Here is a 19,853-nt window from a genome sequence, read left to right as displayed (position 1 = left end):
CTTGGCCAAAATCAAAAATTGAGGCAGCGTGGCGCCATGGGCCGACTGATCAAATTCCTGATATATGTTCTTTGCCTGGTCTTCATTGGGCTGGTCGCCTATGCCTATATTGGCCCATTCTTTGGTGCGGATTTTTCTGCGCCTCAAAGTGAAATCCGCGAACCGGTCGTATTGGATGTCGACTAGACAGGCGCTGTTGGCGGTCTTTCTGGCGGGATCGGCACATGCGCAGACCCCGTTATCCGCGATCGAGTGGCTTGCGGATCCGCCGCAAAACCTGCCCGGAACCGTATTGCTGGAACCGCCGGTGGCACAGAACGGCGGATTGCCCGAAATTGAGGTCACGCCGCTTGAAGCGTTGTCGCAACCTTTGGGCCTGGTCGCATCATCCGTCACCGGGTTGCCCGTGGATTTGTGGCAAGGCAGCGATGCGAACCGGCTGGCGGAGCTGATCGCGAAGACGCCCGTTCGCGACAACCCGGCCATGCAACGCCTGTTGTTTACATTGCTTCTGTCGGAAACCCGCGCACCGGCGGGTCCTGATGCGCAAGAGGTCATGCTGCTGGCGCGGCTGGACCGTCTGATGCAACTGGGCGCGGCTGATCCCGTGCAATCGCTGGTTCAACTGGCCGGGCCGACCGATACACAGGATCGGTTTCAGCGCTGGTTTGACGCAACGCTGCTGACCGGCGATGAGGATCGCAGCTGCACCGCCCTTATCGCCGAACCGCACCTGTCAAAGGACTACGCCGCGCAAGTGTTCTGCAAAGCCCGGCGCGGAGATTGGGCATCGGCCGCGCTGACGCTTGAAGCCGCGCATGCCCTGGACATCCTGCCACCGGAAGAACTGGCGGTTCTGGATCGTTTTCTAAGCCCTGAACTCTATGAAGGCGCGGCTTATCTGCCCCAACCTGAAAACCCTGATCCGCTGAGTTTCCGGCTGTTCGAAGCGATCGGAGAACGGCTTCCGTCCGCCTCGTTGCCACGAGCTTTCGCCAACGCGGATCTTCGGGATGTGGCCGGATGGAAAGCACAGATCGAAGCCGCCGAACGGCTTACACGCATTGGCGCTTTGACGCCCAATCAATTGCTTGGACTTTATACCGAGCGGTCCCCGGCTGCGTCCGGCGCAGTTTGGGACCGGGTCGCGGCCATCCAACGATTTGAAAGTGCATTGGATACGCGAAACGCTGAAGCCATTGGAAAAACATTGCCACCGGTCTGGCAGCAGATGCGCAGCGTCGGGCTTGAAGTACCCTTCGCCGAATTGTTCGCCGAGCGTCTGTCGAAGGTTTCGCTGTCGGTGCCGGCAACTGAAAACCTGCGCTGGCGCATTCTGATGTTGTCTGACCTTTACGAACAGGCAGCACTATCCGCGCCGGACAACTCGATCGATACCCTGTTTCTTGCGGCGCTGGCACAGGGCGATCCGGGGCGGGCGGTTTCTCCTTCTCCGTTGGCGGACGCGGTTTCTCAGGGGTTTGAATGGGCGGCGCCCGCACCCAACGACATTGACGCCTTGCTGGACAACGGTCAGCTTGGTGAAGCCATACTGGAAGCCATGCAGCTGTTTGCTCATGGCGCACGGGGCAATCTGGTGGATCTGACCGCAGCAATCGCAACCTTCCGACGTGTGGGCCTGGAAGACACCGCGCGGCGCGCCGCGCTGAGCCTGTTGATCCTGCAAGAGCGTTGAAGATGGCTATCCCGGCGACAAACGAACTTTGGATTTCGACCTTTCTACAGGCACAGGCCGCGGAACTTGGCGCAGCGACAAACACGTTGCTGGCCTATGGGCGCGACCTGAAGGACTTTGCGTCCTGGTTGGGGCACAGGGGATCCGGATTCAATCAGGCAGATCGTGATCAGATCGAAGCCTACCTGATCGACTGCGAGGCAGAGGGCTTGTCGCGCTCTACCCGCGCGCGGCGATTGTCAGCCATCAAACAGCTCTACCGATTTGCGTTCGAGGAAGGCTGGAACGAGACGAACCCCGCCATCCAGATCAAAGGTCCGGGACGGCAGAAGCGATTGCCCAAAACGCTGGACGTGCCCGAAGTCGACCGTCTTCTTGAAGCCGCCCGACAAACCGGGCGCAGCAAGGCCGATCGCATTCGCAATACCTGCTTGATGGAAGTTCTCTATGCCACCGGGATGCGCGTGACCGAACTTGTGTCCCTGCCCGTTTCCTCGGCCCGAGGCGATCCGCGCATGCTGTTGGTGCTGGGTAAAGGTGGCAAGGAACGCATGGTGCCCCTGTCCCCACCGGCGCGGGATGCTTTGGCTGCCTGGTTGACCGTACGGGACGAAGCCGAAGACCGGACCGTCGAGAAAGGCGGTCAAAGATCCCGCTTTCTGTTCCCGTCGCGCGGCAAGTCCGGCCACCTGACGCGGCACAGGTTCTTTCTGCTGGTCAAGGAACTGGCCGTTCAGGGTGGTGTTTCGCCCGAGAAAGTCACCCCGCATACCCTGCGTCACGCCTTTGCCACGCATCTGCTGGCCAACGGCGCTGACCTGCGTTCGATCCAGACCTTGTTGGGCCACGCCGACGTCGCAACGACCGAGATTTATACTCATGTTCTGGATGAACGGCTGACTGAACTGGTGTTGCAACACCACCCGCTGAGCAAAGACCCTGACGAAGACCGGGGCTAAGCCCTTGATCCAGCGGGGCGGCATCCCCATAACGGATGCATCACCCTAACCCACCAAGGACCAATGGAACCCTCACCTTCTCTGATCGACAGCACATTCTGGTTTACGTCAGGTGCGATCCTCTTGTTGCTCGTTTTGTCCGGCTTTTTTTCGGGTTCGGAAACAGCGCTCACAGCCTCTTCTCGCGGAAAACTGAGGGCTCAGGCCGACAAAGGGTCACGCGGGGCGAAAAAGGCGCTAGAAATCACCGATGACAATGAACGCCTGATCGGCTCGGTTCTTCTGGGCAACAACCTTGTCAACATTCTGGCGGCCTCGCTGGCGACGGCCTTGTTCACCCGGCTGTTCGGCGAAAGCGGCGTGGCATTGGCGACACTGGTCATGACCTTGCTGGTGCTGATCTTTGCCGAAGTGCTGCCAAAGACCTACGCCATCACCAATTCCGAAAAGGCCGCGGCGGCTGTCGCGCCGATCATCAGCGTCGTCGTGACGGTGTTTTCACCCATTGTGGCCGCGGTGCGGCTGCTGGTGCGCGGTGTGTTGCGTCTGTTCGGCGTGCAGATCGATCCCGACAGCAACATTCTGGCCGTGCGCGAAGAGATTGCCGGCGCCTTACAACTTGGTCATTCCGAAGGCGTGGTCGAAAAAGAAGACCGCGACCGCATCTTGGGTGCGCTGGATCTGGGCGACCGGACGGTGGAAGAGATCATGCTGCACCGCTCGAATATCGAGATGATCGACGCCAATGCTGCCCCCGAGGCGATCCTGAAACAATGTCTGCAAAGCCCGCACACCCGCCTGCCTGTGTTCCGGGACGAGCCGGAAAACATCGTGGGTGTTGTCCACGCCAAGGACCTCTTTCGCGCCATGTATGCGCAGGCAGGCAGCAGCGACGGCGGGACCGACCGTTTGGCAAGCTTTGACATCGGAAAGGTGGCAAACGCCCCTTACTTTGTGCCCGAGACCACGACCTTGGACGACCAGATGCGGGAATTCCTGCGCATGCACAGCCATTTTGCGTTGGTTGTGGATGAATACGGGTCACTGCGGGGCCTGATCACGCTTGAAGATATTCTTGAAGAAATCGTGGGCGAGATCGCCGATGAGTTCGACATAGACGAAGAGGTGCCCGTAATACGCACCGAAGACGGCCAGTATCTGGTCGAAGGTTCCATGACGATCCGGGATGCCAACAGGGCACTGGACTGGTCTCTGCCGGATGACGAGGCGAACACGCTGGCCGGCCTGGTGATTCACGAGGCACAGATGATCCCTGACGTCGGTCAGGTGTTTTCGTTCCACGGTTTCCGGTTCGAGGTCACGGCGCGTGAAGGCAACCGCATCACCGGATTGAAAGTGCGCCCCCTGTAACGCCTGCGATTTTTCCGAAACGTTCCGAGCACTGCCAAAGCGCCTGGCGTCAACTGAACGACCCAATGGCGCTGAACCGGGCGCGGATTTTCCAGTCATCGTACAGTTCGAACCAGGCACTGAGATGGGCGTGACGGGCCAGTTTGATCACCTCGGTTTTGTTCCAGCCGTAGAGTAAAGTGGAAAAGCGGCCTACAAGGCCGAAAAACCACTGGGCGATGCCGCAATGAACAAGAAGCAGGCCGCCGTTTTGTTTCGCTCGGTTATAGGTTTCGACGCGCTTTGGCAGTGCGAGAAGGCTCTGCAAATCCAAAGCTCGTGCAATACGTGACATGCGACACTTGTTGTCGCTAACAGACGAGTAATATCCCCATCGGCTCGACAGTTTTTCCAAAACCATAGGGAGGAACACTGTGAAAACCACCTGTCAGGTTGCCGTCATCGGAGGCGGCGTCGTCGGCTGTTCGGTGCTCTATCACCTCACCAAGCTGGGCTGGTCGGACGTGATGCTGCTGGAGCGGTCCGAACTGACCAGCGGATCGACCTGGCATGCGGCGGGCGGGTTTCACACGCTGAACGGCGACACCAACATGGCCGCGCTGCAAGGCTATACCATCCGGCTGTACAAAGAGCTGGAAGAGATCACCGGCATGTCCTGCGGGCTGCACCATGTGGGCGGCATCACCCTGGCCGACAATCAGGACCGGTTCGACATGCTGCTGGCCGAACGCGCCAAGCACCGCTTCATGGGGCTGGAGACCGAGATCGTCGGCCCCGACGAGATCAGGAAGATCGCCCCCATCACCAACACCGATGGCATCATCGGCGCGCTGTATGATCCGCTGGACGGGCACCTCGACCCCTCGGGCACGACCCACGCCTATGCCAAGGCCGCGCGGATGGGCGGTGCCACGATCGAAACCCACTGCATGGTGCGTGAAACCAACCAGCGCCCCGACGGCACCTGGGACGTGGTCACCGACAAGGGCACCATCCACGCCGAGCATATCGTCAACGCCGGCGGCCTCTGGGCGCGCGAGGTGGGCGCGATGGCAGGCATCTACTTCCCTCTGCACCCGATGGAGCATCAATACCTCGTCACCGACAACATCCCTCAGATCGAGGCGATCATCGACGCGGGTGGCGAGCATCCGCATGTGATGGACCCGGCTGGCGAAAGCTATTTGCGGCAAGAAGGGCGCGGGTTGTGCATCGGCTTTTACGAACAGCCCTGCAAACCCTGGGCCGTGGACGGTACGCCATGGGAGTTCGGGCACGAGCTGTTGCCGGATGATTTCGACAAGATCACCGACAGTATCGAGTTCGCCTATCGCCGCTTCCCGGTTCTGGCCGAAGCGGGCGTGAAGTCGGTGATCCACGGCCCCTTCACCTTTGCGCCTGACGGCAACCCGCTGGTCGGGCCGGTGCCGGGCGTGCGCAACTACTGGTCGGCCAGCGGCGTGATGGCCGGGTTCAGCCAGGGCGGCGGGGTCGGCCTGACGCTGGCGCAATGGATGATCGAGGGCGAGCCCGAGCGCGACGTCTTTGCCATGGACGTGGCCCGCTTCGGCGACTGGATCACCCCCGGCTATACCCGCCCCAAGGTGATTGAGAACTATCAGAAACGGTTCAGCGTCGCCTACCCGAACGAGGAGCTGCCCGCAGCACGCCCGAACCGCACCACGCCGATGTATGACATCTTTTCCGATCTGGGCGCGGTCTGGGGCCAGCAATACGGACTCGAGGTCGCCAATTACTTCGCGCAGGATGGCGAGCCGACCTATGAAACCCCGTCCTTCCGCCGCTCGGACGCGTTCGAGGCAACGGGCCGCGAGGTACGTGCCGTGCGCGGGGGCGTCGGCATCAACGAGGTGCACAATTTCGGCAAATACCTGATCACCGGCCCTCGCGCCCGCGACTGGCTGGATCGGATCATGGCCGGGCGCATCCCCGCCCCGGGCCGCCTGTCGCTGACGCCCATGCTGTCGCCCAAGGGCAAGCTGATCGGGGATTTTACCGTGTCGTGTCTGGCCGAGGAGGAGTTCCAGCTCACCGCCTCATACGGCGCGCAGAACTTCCACATGCGTTGGTTCCGGCAGCATCAGCAAGACGGCGTAACCGTCGAGAATATCAGCGACAAACGCAACGGATTCCAGATTGCCGGCCCCAAGGCCCGCGAGGTTCTGGCCGCCTGCACCCGCGCCGATATCAGCGACATGCGCTTCATGGATGTGCGGCCAATGGTCGTGGGCATGACCGACTGCATCGTGCAGCGGGTCAGCTATACCGGCGATCTGGGGTTCGAGATCTATTGCGATCCGATGGCGCAGCGCCAGCTGTGGTGGACCCTGTGGCAGGCCGGCCAGCCGCATGGCATCACACCCTTCGGCATGCGCGCGATGATGAGCCTGCGGCTCGACAAGTTCTTCGGCTCGTGGATGCGCGAATTCTCACCCGACTACACGGCGGCCGAAACCGGGCTGGATCGTTTCATCGCTTTTGGCAAAAGCGCCGACTTCATCGGCCGCCCCGCCGCCGAGGCCGAACGTGCGACAGGCCCTTCGCGTAGGCTGGTGGCCTTCGAGGTTGATGCAGTCGATGCCGACGTGAACGCCTATGAACCAATCTGGCTCGACGGCAAGGTCGTGGGTTTTTGCACCTCGGGCGGTTATTCGCATTGTGCCCGAAAATCCGTCGCCATCGGTTTTCTGCCACCCGAACGCGCAACAGATGGGCTTGAAGCAAAGATCGAAATATTGGGCCAGATGCGCAAGGCAAAGGTCATCTCGACACCCTTGTTTGACGCAGACGGCGCCCGAATGAGGGGCTGACTTGGGCGCGGGCCGACGGCATTGTACTGAAATGACTGAAATACCCATTATCCTTCTGGCGGCGGGCCAATCCAGCCGTATGGGCGGCATCGACAAATTGATGCAGCCGATCAACGGCATCCCGTTGGTCGCCCGCTCGGCAACTGTGGCCTGCGCCGTGGGACCTGTGATCGTCGCCCTGCCCCCTGAACCAAATCCAAGATATGGCGCACTTGATGGCATGGATGTTCAAATCTTTCCGGTCCGGGATGCGGCAGAAGGCATGAACGCCAGTTTGCGCGCCGCGATCCAAAAACTGCCGCCGGATGCACCCGCCGCCATGGTTTTGCTGGCCGATCTGCCCGATCTTACGGAAGCTGACCTGGCAACAATCCTGAAAGCGCGACAAACCCATCCCGACAACCTGATCTGGCGTGGCACAACCGAGGATGGAAAGCCCGGTCATCCGGTGGTGTTTGACAGATCCCTTTTTGATCAACTGTCACAGTTGCAAGGGGACGACGGTGCCCAGGAGATCGTGCGAAAGTATCAAGACAGTGTTTATCTGCATCCCCTGCCCGGCCGAAACGCGCTGTTGGATCTGGATACCCCGGATGACTGGAAGGACTGGCACAGAAAACATGCCCTCTGAACAAACACGGCCCGGTCTTGTCGACCGGGCCGGTGCCCAAAACAGGACTACCACTTTGCTCAATCTCCAAAGCGCGGCCAGTGTGCTTTCAGAAACACCCCGGCTCTCAAACAGCCAAACCTAAACAAGACCCCCTCGTTAACACGCCGTTATCACTTATGGTGATCGAGTTAGCCGCCAGCGCCCCCTAGCGCTTTTGGCTCCCCTCACTTGGGCACCTTTATCCTCACCTATCCGATCGTTCGAAACAACGTAAAATTGGAAGGAAGGGTTAATTTGGGTCTACTTCAAATGGCTTTTTCGCAACATCCCGCCAGCCGAAATCAACTTAAAGGCGATCGACCGTTTTCACAAGCGGTAGCGATTCGTCATTAAGCACAAACTTATTTGCTATTATCCGCAATCAACAACATTTTTTTGTGTCAAGCCATGCCTCACACAGACCCACCCACAACCATTGGAAGAGCAGCTTTTTTCTCCATCATTCGGAAGGATGATTGTCAACAAAACAAAACAAATTCAATATTTTTGAAAGTTTGACGCCATTTTTAGCAACAATCCTCCGATTCGCTCTGGTGCGGATCGGTGAAATTCCGCGAATCCCGATCGACGTCGACCGCAACCCAACACCGGCTTTGTGGCAAAATTAAGATTTATTAATTGATCAGTCAGGAAACGCCAATTCTGAGCAGGCATCTGTTGTCTCAACGCGCAGCCGCAACTGCGTGATGATAACAGGAGACACAAATGAGCATCCGCAAATCCTCGCTTCTACTTCCCCGCACTTCCAACTGGGTGGGTGTCAGCGCGCTCGGCGCGGCCCTACTGGCAACGACGGCTATACCGTCCATGGCGGACGAGGCATTGGCCGATCTGGTTGAGACCGTTTCACCCTCGGTCGTAACCATCATCGCTGAACAAGATACAGCGCCGACCCCAACCCAGGGGCAAAACTTTGACTTCGAAGGACACCCTTTTGGTGAATTCTTCAAACGCTTCGGCGGCCCCGAAGGGTTCAACATGCCGCAACGCGGCCCGTCTCAGGGCCTGGGTTCGGGATTTGTTCTGGACGAAGCCGGATACATTGTCACCAATCACCATGTCGTCGACAATGCCTCGACCGTGACCGTAAGGCTCAGCGATGACCGTACCTTCGAAGCCGAAGTGGTCGGAACGGACCCGTTGACGGATATCGCGGTTCTGAAAATCGACGCAGGAACTGACCTGCAAGCCGTGGAGCTTGGCGACAGTGACGAGATCCGCGTAGGTGAAGACGTGGTCGCCATCGGCAACCCCTTCGGCCTGAGCTCGACCGTGACCACGGGCATCGTTTCGGCAAAAGGCCGCAACATCTCGGAAGGCCCTTATGCCGAGTTCATCCAGACAGATGCAGCGATCAACAAGGGCAACTCGGGCGGTCCCCTGTTCAACATGGATGGCGAAGTGGTCGGTGTGAACTCGGCCATCTATTCGCCCAGCGGTGGTTCTGTGGGGCTTGGATTTGCCGTCACGTCGAACATCGTTGAACACATCGCGGCCGATCTGCGGGATGACGGACAGGTGAGCCGCGGTTGGCTGGGCGTGTCGATCCAGAACGTAAGCCCACAACTTGCGGCAGCGTTGGGAATCGAGGCTTCCTCGGGTGCGCTGGTGTCTGACGTGGTTGCCGGCAGCCCAGCAGACGGCGCCCTGAAGCAGGGAGACGTTATCCTGAGCTTCAACGACGATGCCGTGGAGTCCAGCGGTGACCTTCCCATCCTTGTGGGCACGACCAAGGTCGGCACCGACAGCACTCTGACCGTTTTGCGTGACGGCAAGATGGAAACTGTGACCTTGACGGTTGGCCAGCATCAGGCCGCATCGGCCGAGGCCGACAAACCGGTCGAGGCGGAAGTTGCGGGAACAACACTGGGTGTGACCGTGGCCCCCCTGACCGAAGCGGTTCGGGCAGAAAATGGTGTTGCTGAAACCGTCGAGGGCGTTGTCGTCACCGACCTGAAGCCCGACAGCCCTGCGGCAAAGGCCGGCCTGCAACGCGGCGATGTGATCGTCAAGCTCGGCAATCAGGACACTGTCACTCCGGATGCTTTGAAGGCTGCGCTGGACAGTGAAAAAACCGATCCTGCCCTGGTGCTGATCAACCGTGGCGGCAGCCAGATTTTTGTCGCGGTCGAACTGGCCTGACCTTGAACATGCGTGCGCCGCTTGATGGGGATTTTCGGCGCACGCCTCACCCGGCGGATCAGAGTTGTCCACTATCCGCCGGGCTTGCCGGGTGCCGGCCCAGCACCCGGCAAGAACTTCTTCTAACCATATGCTTTAGTTTAAATTTGTGTTTAAATATCAAAAGAAAGGATCCCGACCATGAGCCGCCGTCTGTTGATCGTCGAAGATGATGCTGACACCAGGGACTTCATCGCCAAAGGTTTTGGCGAAGAGGGGTATGTGGTCGAAACCGCTGCTGACGGTCGTGAGGGGTTGTACCATGCCACGGACGGTGGGTTTGACGCCATTGTTCTTGACAGGATGCTGCCCGGTCTGGACGGGCTGTCGCTGATCAAGTCGATGCGGGCCGCCGGTTTGAAAACCCCGGTTTTGATGCTGACGGCGATGAGCGCCGTGGACGAAAGGGTAAAAGGGCTGCGCTCGGGCGCTGACGATTACCTGGTCAAGCCTTTTTCTTTTCAGGAACTGCACGCCAGAATCGAAGCCCTGTTGCGTCGCCCTCAGGAATCCGAAGAGACGCCGACATTGACCTGCAAAGACCTTCAGATGGATTTGTTGACCCGCAAGGTCACACGCGATGGGCACGAGATCACCCTGACACCGCGTGAGTTTCAGATTCTCGAATTTTTCCTGCGCCGCAAAAACCGTGTGGTATCGCGCACCATGTTGCTTGAAGGTGTTTGGGATTATCATTTTGACCCGAACACCAACGTCGTCGACGTGCATATCTCGAAGTTGCGGCGTCAGCTGGACGAAGGCGGCGATGCCCCGTTGATTGAAACGGTCCGCGGAGCAGGTTACATGATGTCCGATGGATAACCTGCGGCTTTCGTTAAACAATTCAAGAACAAGGCTGGTCGCGACCAGCATGATTCTGAGCACGATTCTGACGGCATCGGTGCTCGCGTTCGTCTATGTGACCGCCAACCGAAGCATCGAGGCCGAGACCCGCTCGGTCGTATCAGCAGAGTTGACGGGGCTTGCAGATGAATACGAAAGACGCGGGCTGATTGGGTTGATCACTGCAATTGAGCGCCGTTTGCCCAGTGCCCCAGAGCGGGACGCGCTCTATCTTTTGACAGATCGGTTGGGCCTCAAACTTGCGGGCAATCTCAAGTCCTGGCCGGTGAACATTGCCGCCGGAAGCGGTTGGGTAGACTTGGAATTGCGCCGGGCAGACAATGATCAGTTCGTGTCCGTCTCAGCCGCATCGATCCGCCTGCCGGGCGGTGAGCGCCTTCTGGTTGGGCGGGATGCTACGTCACGCCAGCAATTCGACAGGGTTCTGTTTCGCTCGGTTGCGTTGGCGCTTGGGATTGCACTGGTTCTGAGCGTCATCACCGGCTGGTTGTTCACGCGGTTGGTATTCTCGCGCCTTTCGGATATTGCCAGCACGGCCGAGAATATCGTTTCAGGCGATCTGTCAAAGCGGATGCCGCTGCGCGGAACCGGGGACGAATTCGATCAGGTTTCGGGCACATTGAACAACATGCTTGACCGGATCGAGGAGTTGATCAGCAACCTTCGGACCACCTCGAATTCCATAGCACATGATCTTCGCTCGCCTTTGTCTCGTCTGCGGCAAAGGGTCGAGGCCCTCTCTGAACCTGGCAAAAGCGATCTGGATCGCGAGATCGACATTGCACGGGCGACGGGTGAAATTGATCACGTCCTGCGCGTGCTGGGGCAACTCACTGAAATCTCGCGGGCCGAGGCCGGTCTGGGGCGCGAGCAATTCGAAACCATAGATTTGCAGCAACTTGTCGGCGATGTTGTCGAGCTTTATGACCCGGTCGCCGCCGATCAAGGTGTGCAACTTGAAGTCAGGGGTTCCGCCCCTGCCATTCAGGGGCACCGGCCGCTTCTGTCGCAAGCTCTTTCCAATCTGTTGGAAAACGCAATGCGCTACGCGCCGGAACATACTGCGATCACGATCTCGATCGGTTCTCGCGACGGTTTCACCCAACTGAGCGTCAGGGATCGTGGCCCCGGCGTTCCGCCCGAAGAACTGGATCGCCTTCAGCTTCCCTTCGTGACACTTGACCCCGCGCGGACGGAACGCAATGCGGGTTTGGGCCTGGCTCTGGTGGCCGCAATTTCACATATGCACGGTGGAAAATTTGCCGCCCGGAACTGCGATCCCGGGCTGGAAACCACGATCAATCTGGCACAACAGCGTTAATCCGGAACACCGTGTATCGCCATGGTCTTGTTCTTGTAACGCGTGTCGGCGGTGACATCCGCGCCGAACCAATCCGGTGGCACGTATCCTTTGGCCTGCTCCTCCGAAGTGAACTCCACCTCGACCAGACGCAACGGCGCCAGATCGCCAGAAAAAACGTCCAGCTCGAACAACAGACCATCGGGCAAATGGCCGGTGTAGCGCTCTTTTTCAACCCTGCGCCCTTCCGTTTCCGGCCAGAAGGTTTCGAACTGATCCGCGGTGATCTCGGCCTCGCGCTCTACCCGGACCAGGCCTCCAACCCCTTTCAAGGTCAGGAAATACGCATCGTTCTTTTGCCTCAGCCGCAGCTCGGTGGAATCGTCGGGCGCGGTCAGATAACCCTGTCTTACAACGGCTTTCTTCGCTTTGCTCAGGTCCGGCAGGTTTGAAACCAGAAACTTGCGTTCGATTTCCTTGCTCATTGGTTCGAAATCACTCCGTTTTCCAGCTCTTCAAACAGCGCCCTGTAAGACGCACAAGACGCACTGCGCCCGGCATAGGTACAGACCGGGGCACGATACTGACCCATCTTTTCGATATCCGCAGCGAAAGGAACCACCGTCTGCAAAAAGCGTTTTGGATACAGCTTGCGCATCGCCTTCATGGTTTCCTGATGCAAAACCTTCCGGTGTTGTACCATCGAAAAAAAGGCCCGCAGTTTTTTCTTGCGCAGCTTGTGTTGTTCAAAAAAACTCACCAGCTGATCGAAACTCCGCTCGGACAGGGGCGTCGGAATGACCGGCACGACGATTTCATCGGCAGCTTTGAAGATATTCTCGGACAGGGTCGAAAAATTGGGCGGGCAATCCAGAATGATCACGTCATAGTCGCTGCCCGCGGCAATCAAAGCTTTTTTCAGCCGCGAGCGTTTGTTTCGCATCCGCGACAGGAACACGTCGAAGTCGCGGAAGGTCAGGTTCGCCGGAAGCACGTCCAGCCCTTCGAAATCGCTGGCCCGGATTGCCTTGGTAAACCGTTTCACATCTTCGAAAAACCGCGCATCCGTCAGCTTTTTCGAAGGCTTCACCCGAAAGTAGAACCCCGATGCGCCCTGGGGGTCGAGATCACACAACAGCACCTGTTGCCCCGCCTGCGCATAGGAATAAGCAAGGTTCACCGAAGTTGCGGTTTTGCCGACACCGCCCTTGTTGCTGTAACAGGCAATGATCTTCATTCCTCACTCCTTTTGTCGGTGAAACAAGGTCCGGAACAAGTGCCGGGTTTCCGGCCCGTCGAATTTCTGAAAGCTGGCAATCACGCGGCTCCGCTCGGCCTTTTGGCGTTGATCCAGAACCGCAATCAATCCCCCCACGGCCAGACCCATCCGCGCATCCACATGACCCCGCGTGTCGCTGTGCTGCGCGACAAAAGCCAACAAGGACTTTTGCTGAACAGAGCAGTCGTTGAACACGCCCAGATTGTCCTGTAGCTTTTTCAATGGCTTGATGATGTTCTTGAAGCTCTTTTCATCGAACAGAGGCCCAAATATCTCCATCAGATAGCGCAGCTTCTTGCAATCAATACGAAGGTCATGAACGGTTTCGTCCGGCGTCTCGTCGGTGATACCGCGTGCGGTTTTGCAGACTTTTCGATACCGTTTCCAGATCAATGCGCACGCATATTCATGTGCTGCCCGTTTCGCGTTAGATCCGGGCGTCAGGCGATCCGATCCGTTGAACATCGCCGTCAGATCGGACATACGGGCGTTGTATTCGTCACTGCGCAACCGGCGGGACAAACGTGACAGCTCCTTGGCGCGCTCCTCCTCGAAAAGGTCGAACATCTCTTGCAGGCCCGCGTGAAGACTGGGCGGTACCAGACTGAAGTATTTATCTTTTTCCAGAAGATAGACATCCAGATCACGCATGCGCCCGGTGGCGTCCATGAGATCGGAAAAGACACGTTTCAATTGCACTGTCTGCGCGTCTGAAAAAACGCCTTTGAACAGGCTGATCACGGATCGGACCTTCCGCAGAGACACCCGGTAATCATGCAGAAATTCCGTGTCGATATCGGCGATAATTCCTTCTTCGTTTTGCCGGGCAACTTTCAGATAGGTTTGAATGATATCTACTGCGACCTGAATGGATGGCTCAGCTTTTCCCAACTGGACTTCTGGCTTGGCGCGATAGGCAGCCATGCCCGGGAAAAGCCCGGCGTAAAACGCTTCGACACCCGCCTGCCCCTCGCACGCGGTGGAAATCGCGGTGTTCACCTTTTGGAATTCTTTCTCATACCCCCGCAGCCGCTGAAGCTGAACGATTGCTGCCTGACCCGTCTGCGAAGACAGCCACCAGACCATTCCCCTGACCAGCGTCTTGTCAAGCTCATCCAATACGGCGAGGGATTTCACCTGAATCTCCCCGGCTCCGATCTGCATCAGCGCGCGCAGTTTGGGGAAACCCTTCAAAGCCGCTTTCACGGGGCCCTGCGGTAGCTCTTGAACAAACCGCCCCTGCCCCTTGCAGCGTTGAGACAGCGGCGCACGGCCATTTCGAAAAAGCCACAATGTTTCTCCGACCTCAAGCAGAACACGACCTGAATTCCGCAACGATTGATCGTGGCAATCCAAAAGCACGAAAGACCTCGATTCCGTCGGTGGGCCGATCCTGATCGCAAACCCGGGAATGAGCTTTTCAACAAGCGACTGGTCAATGGAACGGGACAGAATGCACTGAATACCTGAAGGTTCCGTCATGATCCACCAATCCGGGGCGTTTTCAGGTATTCATTGACGCTGGTCTCAACGATCTTCGGCACGTTGGTTCCTTCTTCGACGGTTCTGATCCTTCATCACGTTCAGCCCATTCGGCTGTTACCTTGGCCAGCAGACTGTCTGGCCCTGGACCGACCCGCTTTTGTGTCTTTCGGCTTTTGAAACCCGGACCGCCGAGGCAGCATGACCTCATGAGAGCGGAAACACCACAAGACAGCAAGACATTATGTTTCGACAATGCGCAAACATGGGTGACAGACCCCGGAGGTGCAATTAAGACAGGCTCATGAGCGATCCGGTTTCTTCGATCCGCAACCTTGGCCCGGCTTTCGAGCAGGCCTGCGCGCGTGCCGGCATCCACTCGGCTGATGAACTGCGAGAGCTGGGAGCGGATGAGGCCTATGCCCGGCTTTTGCGGGCTGGCACCAAAGCACATTTCATCGGCTACTATGTTTTGGTGATGGGGCTTCAGGGACGCCCCTGGAATGATTGCAAGGGTGAAGAGAAAAAGAAGCTGCGACAGCGTTTCGACGCGATCAAGGCCGGCAACAGCGCCGCGCCGGAAAACCGGATGGTTGCTGATCTGGATGCCATCGGGGTCCGCGTTGCACCCAAAGATCTAAAGCAGGTCTGAACAAAAAAGGCCGCCCCTGACGGAGCGGCCCGATCTTTCGGCATAAAACCGGCTTAGCCGACCAGTTCGATGCCCGAGAAGAAATATGCGATCTCAACAGCCGCGGTTTCCGGTGCATCCGAACCATGGACCGAGTTTTCGCCAACCGATTCAGCAAATTCCGCACGGATGGTTCCCGGTGCTGCGTCCGCCGGGTTGGTTGCACCCATGACTTCGCGGTTCTTGGCAATGGCACCTTCGCCTTCCAGAACCTGAACAACGACCGGAGCCGACGACATGAACTCGCACAGTTCGTCATAGAACGGACGCTCGGCATGAACTTCGTAGAACTTGCCGGCTTGTTCCTTGGTCATGTGGATGCGCTTCTGCGCAATGATGCGCAGGCCAGCTTCCTCGAACTTGGCATTGATCTTGCCGGTCAGGTTGCGGCGGGTTGCATCGGGTTTGATGATCGAAAAAGTGCGTTCCAGTGCCATATCGGGCCTCTCCTTGGTCTGACGGCGCGGGCTGGGCCGCGCGAAATTCATCGCGCGCCGCCTAACACGGTATTTCGCCGGTGAAAAGTGGAATGATGGCGCGATTGTGCCTTTGGGCGTCAGATTGCGTCGGGAAGCGGGTCTCGTGCATCCACCCAACGGACATACAGAACCGCCAGAAGACCCAGAAAGCTGCTGGCTGCCATCATCGACAGCACCAGATACGGGCCGTTCTCGGGGCTGACCGCCGCTCCGGTAATCGAAGTGATGACCGCGCCGAGCGCGACGATCAAAGCGCCCGACAGGCCCGCCGCGCTGCCGGCCAGTTTCGGTCGAACCGACATGACGCCCGCAGACGCGTTAGCGTTCGTCAAACCGTTTCCAAAACCAACAAAGATGGCTGATCCGAAAAATACCCAAACCGACCCCATCCCACCTAAAAACAGCAACAGCCCGCAGAACGGCCCGACCGAGGCGATGATACGTCCGGCCAGAATCATCGTCGTCAACCGAGTACGCGCGGCGATCCGACCCGTCACGAAATTGCCGACCATGAAACCGCCGGTGATGATCCCGATCCCCAGGCCCAGCGTCGCGGGGCTCAGATCGAACCAGGCGGCGGCCACCAGGGGCGCCCCGGTGATGAAACTGTAGAATCCCCCGATCGAGAATGCCGCGCACAACGCGTAGCCCCAGAACCGCCGGGCACGAAACAGGTGCGGGTATTCGCGCATCTGCGCGGCGAAGGTGGCCGACCGGTTGTGGTTGGTCTCGCCCATGTCCGCCCAGAGCAGCGTCAGCAGCGCCGCCCCTGCAACAGTGTAAAAGACGAACCCGGCCCGCCATCCGAACAGCATGTCCAAACTGCCGCCCAGCATAGGGCCCAGCATCGGTGCCAAAGCCATTGCCATGGCAACATATCCCAGCTTGCTGGCGGCCTCATTGGGCGCAAACTGGTCGCGGATCGACGCGGCAGACAGCACCGAGCCCCCGACCACGGCGGCCTGCATCAGACGGAACCCCAGAAAGGTCCAGATCGATTCCGCCAGAACACAGCCCAGTGACGCCGCCACAAAAACCGTCATGCAAACCAAGAGAACCGGCCTGCGCCCGAACCGGTCGGACATCGGCCCAAGGATCAGTTGCAGAACCGCGGAAACCGCCAGGTAGCCCGCGATCGACAGGTTCACCAGTGCATAATCCGCACGAAAGTCGACCGCCATGTTGGCAAGAGACGGCAGAAACATGTTCAGCGACAGCACCGACAGACCGGTCGCAAGGACAAGGGTCACCAAAGAGGGCGAAGTCTGTGCCGCGCGCATTCCAACTACCGTTTTGCGTTCCCGAGACGGCTACCACATGCGGGTCTGCAAGCCCATGCCCAATGCCCCGGCCATTGGATGGCGCGTTCCGAAGCGGTGGAATGTCGCACACGGAGATTTCGGATTCAAAATTCTGACTATTTTTGTAAGTTTCTTTCTGCGAACAGATTCCGAAACCTGTGAAAGACACGACCATGACATACAAAATCGTTATCCTCGCCTGTCTTCTTGCCTCATCCGCGCTGGCAGATCAGGCCCCCTTGCCGATGGAATATGAACTGTTCGAAACTGCGGTTCCGCATGTCGACCTCGAGGAATGTCCCGTGGCGTTGCAGGGCCCGGGAACTTTCTGCCGCGCGACCGTGCACCATGACGAAATACACGTTTTCGCTTTCAGCGAGGACGGCGATCAGTCTCTGGTCGGGTTCAAATCCTACCCATTCGAAAAGGCTGCCAGCGTGTTGGATTGACGGCCAATTGGCCCATTGCCCCCATTGACAAGCCGTGGGCCGTGCCTCAGTGCTCGGCCCATGCTACGGATCGAAGACATCACCTATGCCGTTGAAGGTCGTCCATTGTTTGATGGCGCAACCGCGACGATTCCCGATGGTCACAAGGTTGGCCTTGTCGGTCGGAACGGAACCGGAAAGACCACGCTGTTCCGCCTGATCCGGGGCGAGTTGGCTTTGGAATCGGGAAATATCTCGGTCCCGAAGCGCGCTCGGATTGGCGGTGTGGCGCAAGAGGTGCCCTCCTCTGACGTTTCGCTGATCAACACGGTTCTGGCCGCCGATACCGAACGCAGTGCATTGATGGCCGAGGCCGAAAGCGCCGAAGACCCGACACGTATCGCCGAGATTCAGACCCGTCTGGCCGATATCGACGCCTGGTCCGCCGAGGCCCGCGCGGCTTCGATCCTCAAGGGGTTGGGCTTTGACGACGAAGACCAGCAGCGCCCCTGTTCGGATTTCTCGGGCGGCTGGCGGATGCGCGTTGCGCTGGCGGCGGTGCTGTTTTCTCAGCCCGACCTGCTGCTGCTGGACGAACCGACAAACTATCTGGACCTCGAAGGCGCGCTGTGGCTGGAAAGCTATCTGGCCAAATATCCGCACACGGTGATCATCATCAGCCACGACCGCGGCCTTCTGAACCGCGCCGTGGGGTCGATCCTGCATCTGGAAGACCGCAAGCTGACCTATTACGCCGTGCCCTACGACAAGTTCGCGGAACGCCGTGCGGAACGGCTGGCACAGGCGGAATCGGAAAACGCCAAGGCCAAGGCCCGCATCGCACATCTGCAAAGCTTTGTGGACCGGTTCCGCTACAAGGCGTCGAAGGCCGTTCAGGCCCAGTCGCGCCTGAAGATGATCGAACGCATCCAACTGGTCTCGACCCCACAAGAGGCCGCCCTGCGCGCCTTCAGCTTTCCGGAACCCGAGGAACTGTCGCCGCCGATCATCCAGATCGAAGGTGGCGTCACAGGCTATGGCGAAACCGAAGTGCTGCGCCGCCTGAACCTGCGTATCGATCAGGATGACCGAATCGCGCTTTTGGGCAAGAACGGACAGGGCAAGTCGACCCTGTCCAAACTGCTTTCGGACCGGCTGCCCCTTTTGGCGGGCAAGATGACCCGCAGCAGCAAGCTGCGCATCGGCTATTTTGCGCAGCATCAGGTGGATGAGCTCTATGTGGACGAAACACCGCTGGACCACCTGCGCCGTCTGCGCCCCGACGAGGCGCCCGGCAAGTGGCGTTCGCGGCTGGCCGGTTTCGGGTTGAACGCGGATCAGGCGGAAACCGAGGTCGGACGTCTGTCGGGCGGACAGAAAGCGCGCCTTTCACTGCTGCTCGCCACGATCGACGCGCCCCATATGCTGATCCTTGATGAGCCGACCAACCACCTTGATATCGAAAGCCGCGAGGCGCTGGTCGAGGCGCTGACGGCCTATTCCGGCGCGGTGGTTCTGGTCAGCCACGACATGCATCTGCTGAGCCTTGTCGCGGATCGTCTCTGGCTGGTTTCGGACGGTACCGTCAAACCTTTCGACGGCGACCTTGAAGCCTATCGGTCCCTGCTGCTGGCGCGCGACAGACCCGTCAGGGAAAAGCCCCGGACGGCCAAATCGAAACGCCCCCCGCGCGAGACGATATTGGCCTTGCGCGCGGATCTGCGCAAATGCGAGGACCGGATCGAGAAGCTGGCGGAAATGCATGACAAGCTTTCGACCAAACTGGCCGATCCGGCGCTGTACGAGGACGACAGGATCAACGACCTAGAAACCTGGAACCGCAAGTTCACCGAAGTCACCGAGGCCATGCAAAAAGCCGAGGCTTTATGGATCGCCGCCGCCGAACGGCTTGAACAGGCAGAAACAGCATGAAAACACCCGTCAAAGACACCGACGCTATAATTGCCGGTATGCATCCCCACTTGCAGCCCGGTGAGTTTGCCTTTGTCGTATGGCCTGAAGACAAACCCTGGCCAAGGGGCACGCGGGCCAGCTGTGTCGAGGACGAAGGGTTGTCTCTCATCGTCCCGATCAGTGCGGCACCGCAAGGTGCCGTCGCGATGCGATGCATCACGTTGCAGGTTCATTCCTCGCTGGAAGGTGTTGGTCTGACCGCCGCCGTTTCCAGCGCGCTGGCTGGCACCGGCATTCCCGCAAACATGGTCGCGGGGTATCACCACGATCACGTCTATGTCCCATCAGGGTGTTCGCAAGATGCCATGCGTATCCTGCAAGACCTGCAACGGAGCAGCAGATAG

General features: G+C 58.8%; 19 protein-coding genes. 13 read left to right on the top strand and 6 right to left on the bottom strand.

Translation table 11 applies throughout. From position 1 onward, the window contains the following. Positions 1–36 precede the first annotated feature (36 nt). From NOR97_RS06380 to NOR97_RS06365, 4 genes are all read left to right on the top strand, one after another. Positions 37–186 carry a hypothetical protein gene (locus NOR97_RS06380; RefSeq protein ID WP_257600588.1) on the top strand — a complete coding sequence of 50 codons (150 nt, stop codon included), beginning with the start codon at positions 37–39 and terminating at the stop codon, positions 184–186. Next, positions 176–1,696, top strand: a complete 1,521-nt coding sequence (locus tag NOR97_RS06375; protein WP_257600587.1) for a hypothetical protein — start codon at positions 176–178, stop codon at positions 1,694–1,696. The genes NOR97_RS06380 and NOR97_RS06375 overlap by 11 nt, the downstream gene beginning before the upstream one ends. 2 nt (positions 1,697–1,698) lie before the next feature. After that, positions 1,699–2,655, top strand: coding sequence for a site-specific tyrosine recombinase XerD (locus NOR97_RS06370; RefSeq protein WP_257600586.1), 957 nt, complete (start codon positions 1,699–1,701; stop codon positions 2,653–2,655). Positions 2,656–2,718: 63 nt separating this feature from the next. Then, positions 2,719–4,026, top strand: coding sequence for an HlyC/CorC family transporter (locus tag NOR97_RS06365; protein ID WP_170344609.1), 1,308 nt, complete (start codon positions 2,719–2,721; stop codon positions 4,024–4,026). A gap of 49 nt (positions 4,027–4,075) precedes the next feature. Here NOR97_RS06365 and NOR97_RS06360 read toward each other — a convergent pair whose 3' ends face one another. Further along, positions 4,076–4,360: a hypothetical protein gene (locus tag NOR97_RS06360; RefSeq protein ID WP_257600585.1), complete on the bottom strand. Its 285-nt coding sequence runs from the start codon at positions 4,358–4,360 to the stop codon at positions 4,076–4,078. Between the two features lie 79 nt (positions 4,361–4,439). On the opposite strand from NOR97_RS06360, the gene NOR97_RS06355 reads away from it, so the two are divergent. The 5 genes from NOR97_RS06355 to NOR97_RS06335 all read left to right on the top strand — a co-directional run bounded on the left by NOR97_RS06355 (position 4,440) and on the right by NOR97_RS06335 (position 11,896). Continuing rightward, entirely contained in the window at positions 4,440–6,857 is a 2,418-nt protein-coding gene (locus NOR97_RS06355) for an FAD-dependent oxidoreductase (RefSeq protein ID WP_257600584.1), read from the top strand. A 31-nt stretch (positions 6,858–6,888) separates the two neighbouring features. Then, on the top strand, positions 6,889–7,488 hold the full coding sequence (locus NOR97_RS06350; protein ID WP_257600583.1) for an NTP transferase domain-containing protein: 600 nt from the start codon (positions 6,889–6,891) through the stop codon (positions 7,486–7,488). Between the two features lie 747 nt (positions 7,489–8,235). Continuing rightward, positions 8,236–9,672 (top strand): DegQ family serine endoprotease, encoded by a 1,437-nt coding sequence (locus NOR97_RS06345; protein ID WP_152457755.1) that lies wholly within the window; start codon positions 8,236–8,238, stop codon positions 9,670–9,672. A 180-nt stretch (positions 9,673–9,852) separates the two neighbouring features. Beyond that, entirely contained in the window at positions 9,853–10,533 is a 681-nt protein-coding gene (locus NOR97_RS06340) for a response regulator transcription factor (RefSeq protein WP_152457754.1), read from the top strand. Between the two features lie 49 nt (positions 10,534–10,582). Then, entirely contained in the window at positions 10,583–11,896 is a 1,314-nt protein-coding gene (locus tag NOR97_RS06335) for a HAMP domain-containing histidine kinase (RefSeq protein ID WP_257600582.1), read from the top strand. Here the strand turns inward: NOR97_RS06335 and NOR97_RS06330 are convergent. Genes NOR97_RS06330 through NOR97_RS06320 form a run of 3 tightly spaced genes read right to left on the bottom strand, consistent with a single transcriptional unit; the run spans position 11,893 to position 14,636 of the window. Continuing rightward, on the bottom strand, positions 11,893–12,360 hold the full coding sequence (locus NOR97_RS06330) for a CYTH domain-containing protein (protein WP_257600581.1): 468 nt from the start codon (positions 12,358–12,360) through the stop codon (positions 11,893–11,895). The genes NOR97_RS06335 and NOR97_RS06330 overlap by 4 nt on opposite strands. Further along, on the bottom strand, positions 12,357–13,112 hold the full coding sequence (locus NOR97_RS06325; RefSeq protein WP_257600580.1) for a ParA family protein: 756 nt from the start codon (positions 13,110–13,112) through the stop codon (positions 12,357–12,359). The genes NOR97_RS06330 and NOR97_RS06325 overlap by 4 nt, the downstream gene beginning before the upstream one ends. Positions 13,113–13,115: 3 nt before the next feature. Further along, a complete protein-coding gene (locus NOR97_RS06320; RefSeq protein WP_257600579.1) occupies positions 13,116–14,636 on the bottom strand; it encodes a CHAD domain-containing protein in 1,521 nt (506 codons plus the stop codon). Between the two features lie 304 nt (positions 14,637–14,940). Between NOR97_RS06320 and NOR97_RS06315 the strand changes: the two genes are divergently transcribed. After that, complete coding sequence (locus NOR97_RS06315) at positions 14,941–15,288, top strand: TfoX/Sxy family protein (RefSeq protein WP_210092247.1); 348 nt, start codon at positions 14,941–14,943, stop codon at positions 15,286–15,288. Positions 15,289–15,341: 53 nt separating this feature from the next. On the opposite strand, the gene ndk is transcribed toward NOR97_RS06315, so the two are convergent. Together ndk and NOR97_RS06305 are read right to left on the bottom strand one after the other, a co-directional pair. After that, positions 15,342–15,764, bottom strand: a complete 423-nt coding sequence (gene ndk / locus NOR97_RS06310) for a nucleoside-diphosphate kinase (protein WP_170344618.1) — start codon at positions 15,762–15,764, stop codon at positions 15,342–15,344. A gap of 119 nt (positions 15,765–15,883) precedes the next feature. Continuing rightward, the gene (locus NOR97_RS06305) at positions 15,884–17,086 is read right to left on the bottom strand and encodes a multidrug effflux MFS transporter (protein ID WP_170344619.1); all 1,203 of its coding nucleotides are present in this window, start codon (positions 17,084–17,086) and stop codon (positions 15,884–15,886) included. Positions 17,087–17,280: 194 nt separating this feature from the next. Here NOR97_RS06305 and NOR97_RS06300 point away from each other — a divergent pair, with 194 nt between their 5' ends. From NOR97_RS06300 to NOR97_RS06290, 3 genes are read left to right on the top strand one after another with little or no spacing between them, the layout of a single operon-like run. Next, positions 17,281–17,556, top strand: a complete 276-nt coding sequence (locus NOR97_RS06300; RefSeq protein ID WP_257600578.1) for a hypothetical protein — start codon at positions 17,281–17,283, stop codon at positions 17,554–17,556. A 60-nt stretch (positions 17,557–17,616) separates the two neighbouring features. Beyond that, positions 17,617–19,467, top strand: coding sequence for an ABC-F family ATP-binding cassette domain-containing protein (locus NOR97_RS06295; RefSeq protein ID WP_257600577.1), 1,851 nt, complete (start codon positions 17,617–17,619; stop codon positions 19,465–19,467). Then, positions 19,464–19,853 (top strand): ACT domain-containing protein, encoded by a 390-nt coding sequence (locus NOR97_RS06290; RefSeq protein ID WP_257600576.1) that lies wholly within the window; start codon positions 19,464–19,466, stop codon positions 19,851–19,853. Before NOR97_RS06295 ends, NOR97_RS06290 begins: the two co-directional genes overlap by 4 nt.

The organism is Ruegeria sp. YS9 (assembly GCF_024628725.1).
Classification (GTDB): Bacteria; Pseudomonadota; Alphaproteobacteria; order Rhodobacterales; family Rhodobacteraceae; genus Ruegeria; species Ruegeria atlantica_C.
This window is presented reverse-complemented; position numbering and strand designations above follow the sequence as displayed.

Excerpts from the sequence above, each read along its gene's own strand:
- NOR97_RS06380 (WP_257600588.1), top strand. The coding sequence starts at position 37 with ATGGGCCGACTGATCAAATTCCTGATATATGTTCTTTGCCTGGTCTTC.
- NOR97_RS06375 (WP_257600587.1), top strand. The coding sequence starts at position 176 with ATGTCGACTAGACAGGCGCTGTTGGCGGTCTTTCTGGCGGGATCGGCA.
- NOR97_RS06370 (WP_257600586.1), top strand. The coding sequence starts at position 1,699 with ATGGCTATCCCGGCGACAAACGAACTTTGGATTTCGACCTTTCTACAG.
- NOR97_RS06365 (WP_170344609.1), top strand. The coding sequence starts at position 2,719 with ATGGAACCCTCACCTTCTCTGATCGACAGCACATTCTGGTTTACGTCA.
- NOR97_RS06360 (WP_257600585.1), bottom strand. The coding sequence starts at position 4,360 with ATGTCACGTATTGCACGAGCTTTGGATTTGCAGAGCCTTCTCGCACTG.
- NOR97_RS06350 (WP_257600583.1), top strand. The coding sequence starts at position 6,889 with ATGACTGAAATACCCATTATCCTTCTGGCGGCGGGCCAATCCAGCCGT.
- NOR97_RS06345 (WP_152457755.1), top strand. The coding sequence starts at position 8,236 with ATGAGCATCCGCAAATCCTCGCTTCTACTTCCCCGCACTTCCAACTGG.
- NOR97_RS06340 (WP_152457754.1), top strand. The coding sequence starts at position 9,853 with ATGAGCCGCCGTCTGTTGATCGTCGAAGATGATGCTGACACCAGGGAC.
- NOR97_RS06335 (WP_257600582.1), top strand. The coding sequence starts at position 10,583 with ATGATTCTGAGCACGATTCTGACGGCATCGGTGCTCGCGTTCGTCTAT.
- NOR97_RS06330 (WP_257600581.1), bottom strand. The coding sequence starts at position 12,360 with ATGAGCAAGGAAATCGAACGCAAGTTTCTGGTTTCAAACCTGCCGGAC.
- NOR97_RS06325 (WP_257600580.1), bottom strand. The coding sequence starts at position 13,112 with ATGAAGATCATTGCCTGTTACAGCAACAAGGGCGGTGTCGGCAAAACC.
- NOR97_RS06320 (WP_257600579.1), bottom strand. The coding sequence starts at position 14,636 with ATGACGGAACCTTCAGGTATTCAGTGCATTCTGTCCCGTTCCATTGAC.
- NOR97_RS06315 (WP_210092247.1), top strand. The coding sequence starts at position 14,941 with ATGAGCGATCCGGTTTCTTCGATCCGCAACCTTGGCCCGGCTTTCGAG.
- ndk (WP_170344618.1), bottom strand. The coding sequence starts at position 15,764 with ATGGCACTGGAACGCACTTTTTCGATCATCAAACCCGATGCAACCCGC.
- NOR97_RS06305 (WP_170344619.1), bottom strand. The coding sequence starts at position 17,086 with ATGCGCGCGGCACAGACTTCGCCCTCTTTGGTGACCCTTGTCCTTGCG.
- NOR97_RS06300 (WP_257600578.1), top strand. The coding sequence starts at position 17,281 with ATGACATACAAAATCGTTATCCTCGCCTGTCTTCTTGCCTCATCCGCG.
- NOR97_RS06295 (WP_257600577.1), top strand. The coding sequence starts at position 17,617 with ATGCTACGGATCGAAGACATCACCTATGCCGTTGAAGGTCGTCCATTG.
- NOR97_RS06290 (WP_257600576.1), top strand. The coding sequence starts at position 19,464 with ATGAAAACACCCGTCAAAGACACCGACGCTATAATTGCCGGTATGCAT.